The sequence below is a fragment of the Streptomyces showdoensis genome (assembly GCF_039535475.1).
Classification (GTDB): Bacteria; Actinomycetota; Actinomycetes; order Streptomycetales; family Streptomycetaceae; genus Streptomyces; species Streptomyces showdoensis.
On the sequence record NZ_BAAAXG010000026.1, the window covers coordinates 2483890 to 2499991 of the forward strand.

At 71.5% G+C, this 16102-nt stretch carries 13 protein-coding genes and 1 pseudogene; 9 read left to right on the top strand and 5 right to left on the bottom strand.

The genetic code is table 11. From position 1 onward, the window contains the following. Window positions 1-60 precede the first annotated feature (60 nt). Window positions 61-1581 carry a peptide MFS transporter gene (locus tag ABD981_RS24385; RefSeq protein WP_046910108.1) on the bottom strand — a complete coding sequence of 507 codons (1521 nt, stop codon included), beginning with the start codon at window positions 1579-1581 and terminating at the stop codon, window positions 61-63. A 425-nt stretch (window positions 1582-2006) separates the two neighbouring features. On the opposite strand from ABD981_RS24385, the gene ABD981_RS24390 reads away from it, so the two are divergent. Both ABD981_RS24390 and ABD981_RS24395 read left to right on the top strand, forming a co-directional pair. Beyond that, window positions 2007-2684, top strand: a complete 678-nt coding sequence (locus ABD981_RS24390; RefSeq protein ID WP_046910107.1) for a response regulator transcription factor — start codon at window positions 2007-2009, stop codon at window positions 2682-2684. A 12-nt stretch (window positions 2685-2696) separates the two neighbouring features. Beyond that, window positions 2697-3968 carry an ATP-binding protein gene (locus ABD981_RS24395; RefSeq protein ID WP_046910106.1) on the top strand — a complete coding sequence of 424 codons (1272 nt, stop codon included), beginning with the start codon at window positions 2697-2699 and terminating at the stop codon, window positions 3966-3968. Between the two features lie 48 nt (window positions 3969-4016). On the opposite strand, the gene ABD981_RS24400 is transcribed toward ABD981_RS24395, so the two are convergent. Beyond that, window positions 4017-4532 carry a GtrA family protein gene (locus ABD981_RS24400; protein WP_046910105.1) on the bottom strand — a complete coding sequence of 172 codons (516 nt, stop codon included), beginning with the start codon at window positions 4530-4532 and terminating at the stop codon, window positions 4017-4019. A 188-nt stretch (window positions 4533-4720) separates the two neighbouring features. On the opposite strand from ABD981_RS24400, the gene ABD981_RS24405 reads away from it, so the two are divergent. The 4 genes from ABD981_RS24405 to ABD981_RS24420 all read left to right on the top strand — a co-directional run bounded on the left by ABD981_RS24405 (window position 4721) and on the right by ABD981_RS24420 (window position 8680). Then, window positions 4721-5872 (top strand): 5-(carboxyamino)imidazole ribonucleotide synthase, encoded by a 1152-nt coding sequence (locus ABD981_RS24405; RefSeq protein ID WP_123954878.1) that lies wholly within the window; start codon window positions 4721-4723, stop codon window positions 5870-5872. A 19-nt stretch (window positions 5873-5891) separates the two neighbouring features. Beyond that, on the top strand, window positions 5892-6389 hold the full coding sequence (gene purE / locus ABD981_RS24410; RefSeq protein ID WP_046910103.1) for a 5-(carboxyamino)imidazole ribonucleotide mutase: 498 nt from the start codon (window positions 5892-5894) through the stop codon (window positions 6387-6389). Then, on the top strand, window positions 6386-7579 hold the full coding sequence (locus ABD981_RS24415; protein WP_046910102.1) for a dipeptidase: 1194 nt from the start codon (window positions 6386-6388) through the stop codon (window positions 7577-7579). The genes purE and ABD981_RS24415 overlap by 4 nt, the downstream gene beginning before the upstream one ends. A gap of 174 nt (window positions 7580-7753) precedes the next feature. Then, window positions 7754-8680: a membrane dipeptidase gene (locus ABD981_RS24420; RefSeq protein WP_046910101.1), complete on the top strand. Its 927-nt coding sequence runs from the start codon at window positions 7754-7756 to the stop codon at window positions 8678-8680. Between the two features lie 97 nt (window positions 8681-8777). Here the strand turns inward: ABD981_RS24420 and ABD981_RS24425 are convergent, their stop codons facing one another. Next, window positions 8778-10115 carry a UDP-glucose dehydrogenase family protein gene (locus tag ABD981_RS24425; RefSeq protein ID WP_046910100.1) on the bottom strand — a complete coding sequence of 446 codons (1338 nt, stop codon included), beginning with the start codon at window positions 10113-10115 and terminating at the stop codon, window positions 8778-8780. Between the two features lie 133 nt (window positions 10116-10248). Here ABD981_RS24425 and ABD981_RS24430 point away from each other — a divergent pair, with 133 nt between their 5' ends. Further along, window positions 10249-11418 (top strand): acyl-CoA dehydrogenase family protein, encoded by a 1170-nt coding sequence (locus tag ABD981_RS24430; RefSeq protein ID WP_345530380.1) that lies wholly within the window; start codon window positions 10249-10251, stop codon window positions 11416-11418. Between the two features lie 24 nt (window positions 11419-11442). Here the strand turns inward: ABD981_RS24430 and ABD981_RS24435 are convergent, their stop codons facing one another. Then, on the bottom strand, window positions 11443-12750 hold the full coding sequence (locus ABD981_RS24435) for an LCP family protein (RefSeq protein WP_240495477.1): 1308 nt from the start codon (window positions 12748-12750) through the stop codon (window positions 11443-11445). A gap of 131 nt (window positions 12751-12881) precedes the next feature. Here ABD981_RS24435 and ABD981_RS24440 point away from each other — a divergent pair, with 131 nt between their 5' ends. After that, the gene (locus ABD981_RS24440) at window positions 12882-13415 is read left to right on the top strand and encodes an acyl-CoA thioesterase (protein WP_046911884.1); all 534 of its coding nucleotides are present in this window, start codon (window positions 12882-12884) and stop codon (window positions 13413-13415) included. Window positions 13416-13434: 19 nt separating this feature from the next. Here the strand turns inward: ABD981_RS24440 and ABD981_RS24445 are convergent. Continuing rightward, window positions 13435-14914: pseudogene (locus ABD981_RS24445) on the bottom strand (LCP family protein). A gap of 128 nt (window positions 14915-15042) precedes the next feature. Between ABD981_RS24445 and ABD981_RS24450 the strand changes: the two are divergent. Beyond that, the gene (locus ABD981_RS24450) at window positions 15043-16059 is read left to right on the top strand and encodes a glycosyltransferase family 2 protein (protein ID WP_046911882.1); all 1017 of its coding nucleotides are present in this window, start codon (window positions 15043-15045) and stop codon (window positions 16057-16059) included. Window positions 16060-16102: the final 43 nt, after the last annotated feature.

Here is a 16102-nt window from a genome sequence, read left to right on the forward strand (position 1 = left end):
GCGGAGGGCCGCCGCACCGATGCGGTGCGGCGGCCCTCCGTGCGTGCGTGACCGGCGGGGTCAGTGCACGCTGCCCATGAGGCCCTGGACCTTCTTGCGGTACATGTAGATCGCGAATCCGGCGAGGACCGCCAGGGACGCTTCCATCGCGATGATCCCGGTGCCGTTCAGGTCCACACCGGCCAGCGACAGCAGACCCGTGGTGCAGTCACCGGCGGTGACCGCGAGGAACCAGACGCCCATCATCTGGGAGGCGTACTTCTGCGGGGCCATCTTCGTGGTGACGGAGAGGCCGACCGGGGAGAGGCACAGCTCACCGATGGTCTGGATCATGTAGATCGAGACGAGCCACATCGGGGAGACCTTGGTGCCGTCGCCCGCCATGTTCATCGGGACGATGAAGACGAAGAAGGACGCGCCGACCAGGACCAGGCCCATCGCGAACTTCACGATGGTGTTCGGCTCCTGGTTCTTGCGGGACAGCCACAGCCACAGCCAGGCGAAGACCGGGGCCAGCGCCATGACGAACAGCGGGTTCAGCGACTGGTACCAGGTGGCCGGGAAGCCGAGGCCGAAGACGGTGTCCGCGGTCTTGCTGTCGGCGAAGAGCGACAGGGTCGAGCCACCCTGGTCGTAGATCATCCAGAAGACGGCGGCGGCGACGAAGAACCAGATGTACCCGGACATCTTCGACTGCTCGGTCTTGTCGAGGTCCTTGTCGCGCTTGATGCGGACCAGGACGGCGATCGGGATGATCAGACCGGCGAGGGTGATCGGGACCAGGGCCCAGTTCAGGGTGTACATGCCGAGGGCGACGACCACGCCGTAGAAGACGGCGGCGGCGGCCACGACCAGGCAGACCTTGACCAGGACGCTCTTGCGCTCGGCGGCCGAGAGCGGGTTCGGGACGACGTTGCTCTTCGGGCTGAGGTTCTTGGTGCCGAGGAGGAACTGCAGCAGGCCGAGGCCCATGCCGACCGCGGCGAGCGCGAAGCCGAGGTGCCAGTTGACCTTCTCGCCGACGGTGCCGACGACGAAGGGCGCCACGAACGCACCGAGGTTGATGCCGATGTAGAAGAGCGTGAAGCCACCGTCACGGCGCGGGTCGTCCGGGCCGTCGTAGAGGTGGCCCACCATCGTGGAGATGTTGGCCTTCAGCAGACCGGAGCCGGCCGCGACCAGCGCCAGACCCGCGAAGAACGCGGCCTGGCCCGGGATCGCCAGCGAGGCGTGACCGGCCATGATGACGAAACCGGCGATGGCGACCGTCTTGCGGGCGCCCCAGACGCGGTCGCCGAACCAGCCGCCCGGCATGGCCATCAGGTAGACCATCGACACGTACACGGAGTAGATCGCCGTGGCCGTGGCGGCCGTCATGGCGAGGCCGCCACCCTGGCTGCCCGTGGCGGCGTCGGCGCCACCGGAGACCAGGTAGAGGACCAGGAGGGCCCGCATGCCGTAGTAGGAGAAGCGCTCCCACATCTCGGTCATGAAGAGGGTGGCCAGACCACGGGGGTGGCCGAAGAAGGTCTTCTCGGAACCGGGGGTTCCGGCGGAAGCCGTCGTCAGGCTGGACGCCATGTCGATCCTTGCTCTGTCGGGACGCGCGCTTCGTGAGCGTGGTGCGCCCGGTGGGGGAGGCCGGCACCGGCGAGGCGCGGTCGCACCTCCCCGGGATCCACGCCCTGACGCGTCATCGCGCCCAGGACCCGGCCCACAGGTCGTTCACTGTTCCCAAGGCTGCCGAGGCGATCCTTGTGCAGAAAAGAGACCCTTGGCGCACGAACACGGCCAAAGGTCCCCGATTACCGCTACAGAACTCTCGCCACCATACGACATGACAGTGTCGGATATGGAAGGACTTGAGAGATGGATCACAGGCGACTGCGGAACCAACTTCCTTCATTCGAAGGTCATCAGCAGGTTACGCGCCAAGATCCAGAGGCGTGACCCACGGCCGGTGGATCACGCCCCGGCACCGCCGCCGTGCGGACTACCATCACCCCATGACCCGTGTACTGCTCGCCGAGGACGACGCCTCCATCTCGGAACCGCTGGCCCGCGCCCTGCGGCGGGAGGGCTACGAGGTCGAGGTCAGGGAGGACGGTCCGACCGCGCTCGACGCCGGACTCCAGGGCGGGGTGGACCTGGTCGTGCTCGACCTGGGCCTGCCCGGCATGGACGGCCTGGAGGTCGCCCGCCGGCTGCGCGCCGAGGGCCACACGGTGCCGATCCTGGTCCTGACCGCCCGCGCCGACGAGGTCGACACGGTCGTCGGCCTCGACGCCGGCGCCGACGACTACGTCACCAAGCCCTTCCGGCTCGCCGAACTGCTGGCCCGGGTCCGGGCCCTGCTCCGGCGCGGCGCCACCGAGCCGGCCGTCGCCCCCACCACCCACGGGGTGCGGATCGACGTCGAGTCGCACCGCGCCTGGATGGGCGACGAGGAGCTCCAGCTCACCGCCAAGGAGTTCGACCTGCTGCGGGTGCTGGTCCGCGACGCCGGCCGGGTGGTCACCCGCGACCAGCTGATGCGCGAGGTCTGGGACACCACCTGGTGGTCCTCCACCAAGACCCTCGACATGCACATCTCCTGGCTCCGCAAGAAGCTCGGCGACGACGCGGCCAACCCCCGCTACATCGCCACGGTCCGGGGCGTCGGCTTCCGCTTCGAGAAGAGCTAGGCACCCGACTCCGTGCGCCGCCGCCTGATCAACTCCACGCTCGCCGTGGTGCTCGTCGTGATCGCCGTCTTCGGGGTCTCCCTGGTGATCGTCGAGTCCCGCACCATCTCCAACAGCGCCCAGGAGAGCGTGGACTCCGAGGCGCTGCGGATCGTCTCCATCGTCGACAGCCGGCTGATCGGCGGGGAGCCGGTCAACCCGGACATCCTGGCCGAGCAGAGCGGCGCCAAGCGCTACGCCCGGATCACCATCCCCGGCCGCGACCCCATCGAGATCGGCACCCGCCCGAGCGGCCAGGTCATCCACGGCCTGGCCGAGGGCGAGCGCGGCGAGACGGTCACCGTCGAGGAGGCCCGCTCGGTCGTCACCGACGAGGTCGCCCGCACCCTGATGATCATCGCGGGCGTGGCGCTGCTGTGCGTGGTGGCGGCGGTGCTGCTCGCCGTGCGGCAGGCGAACAAGCTGGCCTCGCCGCTCACGGACCTCGCCGAGACCGCCGAGCGGCTCGGCTCCGGCGACCCGCGCCCCCGGCACAAGCGGTACGGGGTGCCCGAGCTGGACCGGGTCGCGGACGTCCTGGACAACTCCGCCGAGCGGATCGCCCGGATGCTGACCGCCGAGCGCCGGCTCGCCGCCGACGCCTCCCACCAGCTCCGGACGCCGCTGACGGCCCTCTCCATGCGCCTGGAGGAGGTCGCCATGGCCGACGACCTCGACACGGTCCGGGAGGAGGCGACGATCGCGCTCACCCAGGTCGAGCGGCTGACCGACGTGGTCGAGCGGCTGCTCACCAACTCGCGCGACCCCCGTACGGGCTCCGCCGTCGCCTTCGACCTGGACGAGGTCATCAAGCAGCAGATCGCGGAGTGGCGCCCCGCCTACCGCAGCGCGGGCCGGGCCATCGTCCACTCCGGCAAGCAGCACATGCGGGCCGTGGGCACCCCGGGCGCGGTCGCCCAGGTTCTGGCGGCGCTCATCGAGAACTCGCTCATGCACGGCGGCGGCACGGTCGCGCTGCGCACCCGGGTCACCGGCAACCAGTCCGTGATCGAGGTCACCGACGAGGGACCGGGCGTCCCCGCCGAGCTCGGGGCGCGGATCTTCGAGCGGGCGGTCAGCGGGCGCAGCTCCACGGGCATCGGCCTCGCGGTCGCCCGGGACCTCGCCGAGGCCGACGGCGGGCGTCTGGAGCTGCTGCAGCAGCAGCCGCCGGTCTTCGCCCTCTTCCTCAGCCGCGAGGTCCGCAGCCGGTCGGAGCAGGACGAGGAGCGCCCGGTCCGCTGAGCGGAGCCGGGCGCGGGTGCGTATCGGGGCGGGCGGGAACGGGCGGGATCAGACCCGGTCGGGCTGCTTGCGCGAGCCCTGGCGGGGGGCCTGCTCCAGGAACGATTCGGCGGTCTGGACCGCCTCCTTCGCGGGCAGCGCCTTGAAGACCCAGGTCCGGTACGACCAGAAGCGGAACAGCGTCGCGACGCCGATGCCGAAGAACTTGAAGAAGTTGCTCGCGAGCGGGGTGTCCCAGCCGAAGCCGTACGTCGCGGCGTAGAGCACGCCGTTCTCGATCACCATGCCGACCAGGCTGAACAGCAGGAACAGGGTCAGTTCCTTGGTCCGCCCGGACTTGTCGCGGTCGCGGTACGTGAAGTAGCGGAACCCCACGTAGTTGAAGGCGATCGCCACGACCGTGGCGATGATGCTCGCCCGGACCACCGGGAGCTCGGTGAGGTGGCGGACCAGGTTGAAGACGGCCAGGTTCACCAGGACGCCCAGTCCGCCGACCACGCCGAACTTGGCTACCTCGCGGACGAGCCGGTCCACTCGCATGCGCAGCGCGCCGGGTTCACTCATCGTGATGGCTCTGTCCCGTCCGTCTCGGATGTGTTCCGGCCGACGCCCGGACGGCGTCAACCAAACCATGCTAACCAGCCCTCCTGTCACCCGCCTGTGTTGCTCGCGATCTGTAGGCGAACCCACTCCGGGCTGTGACAAAACACAGCCGGACGAGTGTCCGGAACTTGTGCGGATACCCTAAGAGGGTGACGTTCCCGGTAGTCGGCATGGTCGGTGGCGGTCAGCTCGCCCGTATGACCCACGAGGCGGGCATCCCCCTCGGCATCAAGTTCAAGCTGCTCAGTGACACCCCGCAGGACTCGGCGGCCCAGGTGGTGAGCGAGGTCGTCATCGGCGACTATCGCGACCTGGACACGCTGCGTGACTTCGCGCGCGGCTGCGACGTGATCACCTTCGATCACGAGCACGTGCCCGCGGAGCACCTGGCGGCCCTGGAGGCGGACGGCATCGTCGTCCGCCCAGGCCGTGCGGCCCTCGCGCACGCCCAGGACAAGGGGGTGATGCGGGCGAGGCTCGACGAGATCGGCGCGCCCAGTCCGCGGCACCGCCTGGTCGCGGACCCGGCCGACGCGGCGGCCTTCGCCGCCGAGGGCGACGGCTTCCCGATCATCCTGAAGACCGTGCGCGGCGGCTACGACGGCAAGGGCGTCTGGTTCGTGCGCTCCGAGGCGGACGCCCACGACGCGTTCCGCGCGGGCGTGGCCGTGCTCGCGGAGGAGAAGGTCGACTTCGCGCGCGAGCTCGCCGCGAACATCGTCCGCTCCCCGCACGGGCAGGCCGTCGCCTACCCGGTCGTGGAGTCCCGTCAGGTCGACGGGGTCTGCGACACGGTGATCGCGCCCGCCCCCGGCCTCTCCGACGAGCTGGCGGGCCAGGCGCAGGAGCTGGCCCTCCGCATCGCCAAGGAGCTGGACGTCGTCGGACACCTGGCCGTCGAGCTCTTCGAGACGGTCGACGCCGAGGGCACGCACCGCATCCTCGTCAACGAGCTCGCCATGCGCCCGCACAACTCCGGCCACTGGACCCAGGACGGCGCGGTCACCTCGCAGTTCGCCAACCACGTCCGGGCCGTGCTGGACCTTCCGCTGGGCGACCCGCGCCCCCGCGCGAAGTGGACCGTGATGTGCAATGTTCTCGGTGGCGACTTCCCGGACATGTACTCCGCGTACCTGCACTGCATGGCCAGGGACCCGCAGCTGAAGATCCACATGTACGGCAAGGACGTGAAGCCCGGTCGCAAGGTGGGCCACGTCAACACCTACGGCGACGACCTGGACGAGGTGCTGGAGCGCGCCCGTCACGCCGCCGACTACCTGCGAGGAACGATCGTTGAGTAATCCGCTCATTGGCATCGTCATGGGGTCCGACTCGGACTGGCCCGTCATGGAGGCCGCCGCGCAGGCCCTGGACGAGTTCGAGATCGCGTACGAGGTCGACGTCGTCTCCGCGCACCGCATGCCGCGCGAGATGATCGCGTACGGCGAGCAGGCGGCCGAGCGCGGCCTGAAGGCGGTCATCGCGGGCGCGGGCGGCGCGGCGCACCTGCCGGGCATGCTCGCCTCGGTGACCCCGCTCCCGGTGATCGGCGTCCCCGTCCCGCTGAAGTACCTCGACGGCATGGACTCGCTGCTCTCCATCGTGCAGATGCCGGCCGGCGTCCCGGTCGCCACCGTCTCGGTCGGCGGCGCCCGCAACGCGGGTCTCCTCGCGGCCCGCATCCTCGCCACGCACGACCCCGAGCTGCTCGCCCGCATGCGGGACTTCCAGCAGGAGCTGAACGACCAGGCGACCGAGAAGGGCAAGCGGCTGCGGGCCAAGGTCGAGGGCGCGGAGTCCTTCGGGTTCGCCCGATGAGCGCGGCCGACCGCCTCGCGGAGGCGCGGGAACTCCTCGCCTCCGCACCCGTCGTCGACGGCCACAACGACCTGCCCTGGGCGCTGCGCGAGCAGTGCGGCTACGACCTCGACCGGCTGGACATCGCCGGCGACCAGAGCGGTTCGCTCCACACCGACCTGGCCCGGATGCGGGCCGGCGGCGTCGGCGCCCAGTTCTGGTCGGTGTACGTGCCCGGCCGGATGACCGGCGACGCCGCGGTGAGCGCGACCCTGGAGCAGATCGACGTCGTCGACCAGCTCCTCGCCCGCTACCCGGCGGACCTCGCGCCGGCGCTCGTCGCCGACGACATCGAGACGGCCCGCAAGGAGGGCCGGATCGCCTCCCTCAAGGGCGCCGAGGGCGGCCACTCGATCAACAACTCCCTCGCCACCCTGCGCGCCCTGCACACCCTGGGCGTGCGGTACATGACGCTCACCCACAACGAGAACAACGACTGGGCGGACTCGGCCACCGACGAGCCCCGGCACGGCGGCCTGACCGCCTTCGGCCGCGAGGTCGTCCGCGAGATGAACCGCAGCGGCATGCTGGTCGACCTCTCGCACGTCGCCGCCACCACCATGCGCGACGCGCTGGACACCACCGCGGCGCCGGTGATCTTCTCGCACTCCTCCTCCCGCGCGGTCTGCGACCACCCGCGGAACGTCCCGGACGACGTCCTGGAGCGGCTGCCCGCCAACGGGGGCGTGGCGATGGCCACCTTCGTGCCGAAGTTCATCCTCCCCGCCGCCGTCGAGTGGACCGCCCTGGCCGACGACAACCTGCGCGCCCACGGCTTCGACCACCTCGACACCACCCCGGAGGCGATGGAGATCCACCGTGCCTTCGAGGCGGGCACCCCGCGGCCGATCGCGACGGCCGCCACGGTCGCCGACCACCTCGACCACATGCGCGAGGTCGCGGGCATCGACCACATCGGGATCGGCGGCGACTACGACGGCACCGCCTTCACCCCGGCCGGCCTCGACGACGTCGCCGGCTACCCCAACCTGGTCGCGGAGCTCCTCACCCGCGGCTGGTCGCACCAGGACCTGGCCAAGCTGACCTGGTCCAACGCGGTACGGGTGCTGCGCGACGCGGAAGCGGTCGCGCGCGAGCAGCGGGCGCTGCGGGGCCCGTCCGTGGCGACGATCGAGTCCCTGGACGCGTAACGCGTACGCGGAGCACGTCACGCGCACCGGAGGGCCCCGTCGCCGACGGGGCCCTCCGTCGTGCCCGGCTCCCCGCCCCGTCCCCGTCGCTCGAACGGAGCATCCCACCGCGCCCGCCCCCGCGGCCGGTGGCACGGTGGCCGTACTGCCCAGTAGTACGGAGTTGATTCACCCATGGCAGATCTGCTCGACGAGCCCACCACCCTGACGTTCACCGTCGCCCACGCCGCGTCCGCGGGCGACCAGGATCCCCCCGAACATCCCCGGCCCCTCGACGAGTCGACCCGTGCGCGCGCCCTGCTCGCGGCGCAGCCGGTCGTCGAGGGGCACGCGGAACCGCCCCGCGCGCTCGACCCGGACGACCTCCCGCCGGTCCGGGCGCCCGAGGCGGGAGCCCAACTCTGGTCGCTGCGCGTGGGCGCGGACGAGGGCGTGCCCGGCACCCTGCGCCGGATCGACGCGATCCGCGCGCTGGTGGCCGCCTTCCCCGAGGAGCTGCGCCTGACGCACACCACGTCGGAGATGGCCCACGCCCGCAACTGCGGCCGGGTCGCCGCCCTCCTGGGGACGGTGAGCTGGGAGGCGGTCGGCGGTTCGGTCGCCGTCCTCCGGGCGTACCACGCGCTCGGCGCACGGGCCGTCGGCCTCACCCGCTTCGACCGCTTCGCCCGCGAGGCGGTGCGCGAGATGAACCGCCTCGGCCTCACCGTGGACCTCACGGGGGCCGACCCCGACACCATCCGGCAGACCCTCGCGGTGGGACGGGCCCCGGTCGTGCTCACCCGCGCGGAGCCCGACGCCATGCCGGACGACGTGCTGCGCCTCCTCGGCGAGAACGGCGGCGTCTGCATGGTCCCGGTCACGCCGGACGCGGCGGCCACGGCCGACGCCCTGGACCGCCTGCGCGGCCTCGCGGGCCCCGGGGCGACCGGCCTCTCCCACGCGACCGACCCGGCCACGGGCTACGTCCCGCTCTTCGCGGAGCTGCTCCGCCGGGCGTGGCCGGCCCAGGAGCTGGTGGCCCTGTCCCACGGCAACGCGACCCGCGTCCTGCGCGAAACGGAGTTCCACGCGAGAACGACCCGGCTGAAGGCCGCCTGAGGGCCGCCCGAGGACGCCCGAGAACGGACCGGGGCCCGACCGCACCAGCGGTCGGGCCCCGGCCCGTACGTGCCTCGTCGCGGACTTCCGTCGCGGTTCAGGCGCGCGGGCGTCCCATCGCGCGGTACGACCAGCCGGCCTCGCGCCACCGCTGCGGGTCCAGCGCGTTGCGCCCGTCCAGGATCACCGGCGACGACACGAGCTCCGCCAGCTCCGCCGGGTCCACCGCGTCCCGGAACTCCCGCCACTCGGTCAGGTGCAGCACCACGTCCGCCCCCCGGACCGCCTCGGCGACCGAGTCCGCGTACCCCAGCGTGGGGAAGAGGCGGCGGGCATTGGCCATGCCCTTGGGGTCGTAGACGGTGACCTGGCCGCCCTGGAGGTGGATCTGGCCCGCCACGTTCAGCGCGGGCGAGTCGCGCACGTCGTCCGAGTCCGGCTTGAAGGTCGCGCCCAGCACCGCCACCCGCTTGCCCAGGAAGCCCCCGCCCAGCGCCTCGCGCGCCATCTCCACCATGGAGGCGCGGCGCCGCATGTTGATCGAGTCGATCTCGCGCAGGAAGGTCAGCGCCTGGTCCGCGCCCAGCTCGCCGGCGCGCGCCATGAAGGCCCGGATGTCCTTGGGCAGGCAGCCGCCGCCGAAGCCGATGCCGGCCCGCAGGAACTTGTTGCCGATCCGCTCGTCGTGCCCGATCGCCTCGGCCAGCTTGGCGACGTCGCCGCCGGCCGCCTCGCAGACCTCGGCCATCGCGTTGATGAAGGAGATCTTCGTGGCGAGGAAGGAGTTCGCGGAGGTCTTCACCAGCTCGGCGGTGGGGTAGTCGGTCACCACGAAGGGCGAGCCCTCCGCGACCGGCACCGCGTACACCGTGCGGAGCAGCTTCTCGGCCCGCTCGCCGCCCGCGCCCTCGGTGACGCCGACCACGATCCGGTCCGGGTGCAGGGTGTCCTGCACGGCGAAGCCCTCGCGCAGGAACTCGGGGTTCCAGGCCAGCTCGACGCCCTCGGGCAGCAGCCCGGCGAGCCGCTGGGCCGAGCCGACGGGCACGGTCGACTTGCCGACGACGAGCGCGCCCTCGCGCACCACGCCGGACAGCGAGGAGAAGGCGGCGTCGACGTACGACATGTCGCAGGCGTACTCGCCGTGCTTCTGCGGGGTGTTCACGCAGACGAAGTGGACGTCGCCGAACGCGCCGACCTCCTCCCAGGAGGTGGTGAACCGCAGCCGCCCGCTGGAGCCCTCGATGCCCTCGACGTGACGGGCGAGCAGTTCCTCCAGGCCCGGCTCGTACATCGGCACCCGGCCGGAGGCGAGCAGTTCGATCTTCTCGGGCACGACGTCGAGCCCGAGCACCTCGAAGCCGAGCTCAGCCATGGCCGCGGCGTGGGTGGCGCCGAGGTATCCGGTGCCGATCACGGTGATCTTGAGGGCCATGCGGGACTCCCTGTGCGTACGGGCGGGAAATGCGTGCCCGAGCATAGTCGGGGCCTGGATCGAGGCCGGGTCACGCCCTACGCTTTGGGTTACTTAACGGTAGTTAGCAAGCGTGGAAGCGAGTGAGCTGAGCATGGCGTCCGGGAAGAACAACACCCCCGATTTCGACCTGTATCGCCCGTCGGAGGAGCACGACATGCTCCGTGAGACGGTCCGTGCGCTGGCGGAGGCGAAGATCGCGCCGTTCGCCGCGGCGGTGGACGAGGAGGGCCGGTTCCCCCAGGAGGCCCTGGACGCGCTGGTCGCGGCCGACCTGCACGCCGTCCACGTCCCCGAGAGCTACGGCGGCGCCGGCGCCGACGCGCTGGCCACCGTGATCGTGATCGAGGAGGTCGCCCGCGCCTGCGGCTCCTCCTCCCTGATCCCCGCGGTCAACAAGCTGGGCTCGCTCCCGGTCATGCTCTCCGGCTCCGAGGAGCTCAAGGCCAGGTACCTCGGCCCGCTCGCCAAGGGCGACGCGATGTTCTCCTACGCCCTGTCCGAGCCCGACGCCGGCTCCGACGCCGCCGGCATGAAGACCCGCGCCGTCCGCGACGGCGACTTCTGGGTCCTCAACGGCGTCAAGCGCTGGATCACCAACGCCGGCGTCTCCGAGTACTACACCGTCATGGCCGTCACCGACCCCGACAAGCGCTCCAAGGGCATCAGCGCCTTCGTCGTCGAGAAGTCCGACGAAGGCGTCTCCTTCGGCGCCCCCGAGAAGAAGCTCGGCATCAAGGGCTCCCCCACCCGCGAGGTCTACCTCGACAACGTCCGCATCCCCGCCGACCGCATGATCGGCGACGAGGGCACCGGCTTCGCCACCGCCATGAAGACCCTCGACCACACCCGCATCACCATCGCCGCCCAGGCCATCGGCATCGCCCAGGGCGCCCTCGACTACGCCAAGGGCTACGTCAAGGAACGCAAGCAGTTCGGCAAGCCCATCGCCGACTTCCAGGGCATCCAGTTCATGCTCGCCGACATGGCCATGAAGCTCGAAGCCGCCCGCCAGCTCACCTACGCCGCCGCCGCCAAGTCCGAACGGCTCGACGGCGACCTCACCTTCTTCGGCGCCGCCGCCAAGTGCTTCGCCTCCGACGTCGCCATGGAGGTCACCACCGACGCCGTCCAGCTCCTCGGCGGCTACGGCTACACCCGCGACTACCCCGTCGAACGCATGATGCGCGACGCCAAGATCACCCAGATCTACGAAGGCACCAACCAGGTCCAGCGCATCGTCATGGCCCGCAACCTCCCGTAGCGGAGGCGCGCGAGCCGGTCACGGTCACCGGTCCGAGGTGACCGTGACCGGCTCGTCGTTGCGGATCTGCTCGACCAGCTGCTTCACCTTCGGCATGTCCCAGCGCAGGGAGTTCTGCGGGGCGCTGCCGCTGATCGGCATGTTCATGGACTTGCCGTCGCCGCCGCTGATGCCCTTCATGGCGAAGAACATCTTCCCCAGGTCGTACAGCGACATGTCCTTGTCGACGATCAGGGTGTCCAGCCCCGCGCCCAGCGTCGGGTACAGCGCGAACGGGTTGAGGATCGTGCCCGGCGTGGCCGCCTGGTTGGCGAGCGCCGACAGGAACTTCTGCTGGTTCTTCGTGCGCGCCAGGTCCGACTCGGCGAAGGCGTAGCGGGTCCGGACGAAGGCCAGCGCCTGCTCGCCGTCGAGGGTCTGCGTGCCGGCCTGGAAGTTCGCGCCGGACTTCTTGTCCTTGAAGCCCTTCTCGATGTTCAGCTCGACCCCGCCGAGCGCGTCCACGATGTTCGCGAAGCCGGCGAAGCCGATCTCCGCGTAGTGGTCGATGCGCAGGCCGGTGTTGAACTCCACCGTGCGGACCAGCAGTTCGGGGCCGTCCATGGCGTACGCCGCGTTCAGCTTGGAGCCGCCGCGCTCGCCGTACTTCTTGCCGGACTCCGAGCCCACGAAGGACGGGATGGTCACCCAGGAGTCACGGGGCAGCGAGACCATCGTGTTCCCGCTGGAGCAGGCCGCGAGGATCATCATCGAGTCGGTCCGCTTGCCCTCGGCGGAGCCGGTGTGGAGCTTCTTCTTCTCCTCGGCCGACATGCCCTCACGGCTGTCGGAGCCGACGATCAGGTACGTGGTGCAGTCGCCCTCGGACGGGCGCTCGATGACCTTGGCCAGGTCGACCTCGTTGCGCATCCGCGAGCTGGCCCACGCGTAGGTGCCGACGCTCCAGCCGACCACGGCGACGGCCAGCACGATCGAACCGATCTTGATCCGGCGGCGCCAGTCGGGCCGGGCCGCGGGACCGCCCGGACGGGGGGCGTACTGCGGCGGTACGGTGCCCTGGCCGCCACCGCCCCGGCCGCCGCCCTGCGGGGCGCCGTACACCTGGGCGTCGCCGTAGCCCGAGTCGTAGCCCTGGCCCTGCGCCTGAGTGAAGCTCGGGTTGTAACCCTGGTCGTAGCCCTGGTCGTACCCCTGGCCCTGGCCCTGGCCGTACTGCGGCTGCCGCTGCCGCTGCTGGTACGGCTGCTGCGGCTGCTGCGGGGGGACCTGCGGGCGCTGCACGTGGCGCATCCGGCGGGGTCCCTCGGGCTGGGCGTCGGGCCAGTCATTCATGTGGACCAGTCTGCCGTCCGGCCCGGCCGCGCCGACAGGGCGGGTGGGGAATCGGGTCGGCGCTGTTGCCAAGCTGATGCAAACCGGACCGTGCCGGGACCGGCGTACGGACCAGGCATAAGGTAGAGGGCATGACAGATCAGGGCGACATCCCGGGCAAGCCCACCTCGGCGTCCCGCACCACGCTGAGCCACATCATGACCAGCCACGACACCAACCTCCTGGGCACGGTGCACGGCGGCGTGATCATGAAGCTGGTGGACGACGCCGCGGGCGCCGTCGCCGGCCGCCACTCGGGCGGGCCCGCCGTCACCGCCTCCATGGACGAGATGGCCTTCCTGGAACCGGTCCGGGTCGGCGACCTCCTCCACGTGAAGGCCCAGGTCAACTGGACCGGCCGGTCCTCCATGGAGGTCGGCGTCCGGGTCATGGCCGAGCGCTGGAACGAGTCCACGCCCGCCACCCAGGTCGGCTCCGCCTACCTCGTCTTCGCGGCCGTGGACGGCGACGGCAAGCCCCGCGCGGTCCCGCCGGTCATCCCCGAGACCGAGCGCGACAACCGCCGCTACCAGGAAGCCCAGATCCGTCGCACCCACCGACTGGCCCGCCGCCGCGCGATCAAGGAGCTGCGGGAGCGCCGCGCGGCGGAGGGCTACGAGGAGTAGGAGCGCCGCTCCGCGCCCGTCACGGGCACACCACCTGGTCCCCCCGCACCGCCTCGAACTGCCCCGACTGCGCCTCGCGCGCCCTGACCGCCGCGACGCCCTTGTAGTCCGCTCCCACGGTGACCCGCAGCGTCCCGCCCTGCCCGGGCACGGGGCGCAGTTCGGCGCCCGGCAGGGCCGCCGCCAGCGACCGGGCCGAGCGGTCCCAGCGGGGGTCGAACTCGACGAGGGTCCGCCCCCGTTCCTGCCCGGACCCGGTCCGCGGCTCCCGCGTCGTGTCGAAGCCGCTCGCCCGCAGCGCCGCGTCGACCCGCCCGCCGAGCCCGTCCGTCCGGGTCCCGTTGTAGACCTGCACCCGGATCGTCTTCGGCGCGACCCCCACGTCGACCGGCCGCGGGCCCTTGGCGGCCGCCGGCTGCGGGGCGAGCGGGCGGTCCTCGCGCAGCGACTCGAAGAGCTTCTGCGCCTTGTTCGCGTCCCACTTCACGGTGGAGCCGATCCCCTTCACCGGGAAGCTCATGTCGCCGATCGGCACGGACACGAACTCCGAGGAGGCCGGGGTGAAGCCGCGCATCGCCTTGGAGAGCGCCAGCATCTGATCCGTACCGAAGCCCTGGTCGGCCCGGACCGAGCTCAGCGCGGTCGTGGCGACCTCCCGGAACCGCACCGGGTTGAGCAGCACCCCGCCGCTGGTCAGCCGGTCGATGAGGGCCGCGAGGAACTTCTGCTGGCGCTGCATCCGCCCGAGGTCCGCGGCCCCCGTCGACATGGCGGGAGCGCACGTACTGCAGCGCCTGCCCGCCGTCGAGTTCATGTGGGCCGGCCGGCAGGTCGAGCCCGGTGTACGTGTCCTTCATCGGCTTGGCGGTGCAGATCTGCACCCCGCCCACCGCGTCGACCGTCTTCATGAAGCTGGTGAAGTCGACCTCCAGGTAGTGGTCGATCTTGACCCCGGTCATCGACTCGACGGTCCGCACGGTCAGCCCGGGCCCGCCCTCCGCGTACGCGGCGTTCAGCTTCACGGGGTGCGCGTGGTGGTGCCGGCCGGTGGTCAGGTCGGTGTGCTCGGGCATCTCGGCGTACGAGTCGCGGGGCAGCGACACGACGCTCGCCCGCTCCCGGTCCTCGGAGATGTGCACGATCATCACGGTGTCCGTGCAGTGGCAGGGGGCGCCGCCGAGCCGGTACTTCGCCCGCTCCTCCGGGGTGATCCGGTCCCGGCCGTCGGTGCCGACGAGCAGCACGTTCATCCCGTTCCCGGCCTGCGGGCGGTTCTTCATGTCCTTGAAGGGGTCGACCCGGGTGATGCCGGTGTCCAGGCCCGTCACGACGGCATGCCCGATCCCCCCGGCGGCGAGCACGACCACGGAGAGCGTGGTCGCCATCCGCATCCCCCACCTCGGCCGCCTCGGCCTCCTCCGCTTCCCCGACGGCCGCCTGCGGGCGGGCACGGGGCGGGCGGCGGGCCGGGGACGGGGCGTGCGGGGCGGTGGGGGCACCGGGGGACACCTCCGCGGGTGTGACAAGGGGGAACCGTGTAGCACCGTAGGCCCATACGATCAGCGCCACCCGGAAGGCCTCCGGCGGCACGCGCCGCTATCACTCGTTCGGGGTAACGTGGCGGGCGATGAACGCCAAGCCCCCCGTCTCCGTGATCATGCCGGTCCTCAACGAGGAGCGGCATCTGCGCAGCTCGGTCCGTCACATACTCGAGCAGGAGTACGGCGGCGAGATGGAGGTGGTGATCGCGCTCGGCCCGTCCACGGACCGCACCGACGAGATCGCCGCCGCGCTGGTACGCGAAGACCCGCGGGTCCGCACCGTGCCGAACCCCACCGGCCGCACCCCCGCCGCGCTCAACGCGGCCATCGAGGCCTCCCGTCACCCGATCGTGGTGCGCGTCGACGGCCACGGCATGCTGTCGCCGGACTACATCGCTACGGCCGTCCGGCTCCTGGAGGAGACCGGCGCCCAGAACGTCGGCGGCATCATGCACGCCGAGGGCGAGAACGCCTGGGAGGACGCGGTCGCCGCCGCGATGACCTCGAAGATCGGCGTGGGCAACGCGGCCTTCCACACGGGCGGCGCCGCGGGCCCGGCCGAGACCGTGTACCTGGGCGTCTTCCGCCGCGAGGCGCTGGAGCGGGCGGGCGGCTACAACGTGGAGTTCATCCGCGCCCAGGACTGGGAGCTGAACTTCCGCATCCGCGAGGCCGGCGGCCTGATCTGGTTCTCGCCCCAGCTGCGCGTCCAGTACCGCCCCCGGCCGTCGGTGCGGGCGCTGGCGAAGCAGTACAAGGACTACGGCCGCTGGCGGCACGTCGTGGCCCGCTACCACCAGGGCTCCATCAACCTGCGCTACCTGGCGCCGCCGACCGCCGTCTGCGCCATCGCGGCGGGCCTGGTCGTGGGCGCCGCGCTCACCCCGCTCGGCTTCGTGATCCCGGCCGGCTACCTGGCGGCCATCGCCGCGGGCTCCGTCCCGGCGGGCAAGGGCCTGTCCCTGAAGGCCCGGCTGCGGATCCCCGTGGCGCTGGCGACCATGCACATGTCGTGGGGGTACGGCTTCCTCACCAGCCCGCGCTCGCTGGCGCGCAAGGTCATCGCGAGCCGGCGGCCCGCGATGACGCCCGAGACGGTCTGAGACGGACCGGGACCGATCGGGGCGGTCCGAGACGGTCCGAGAC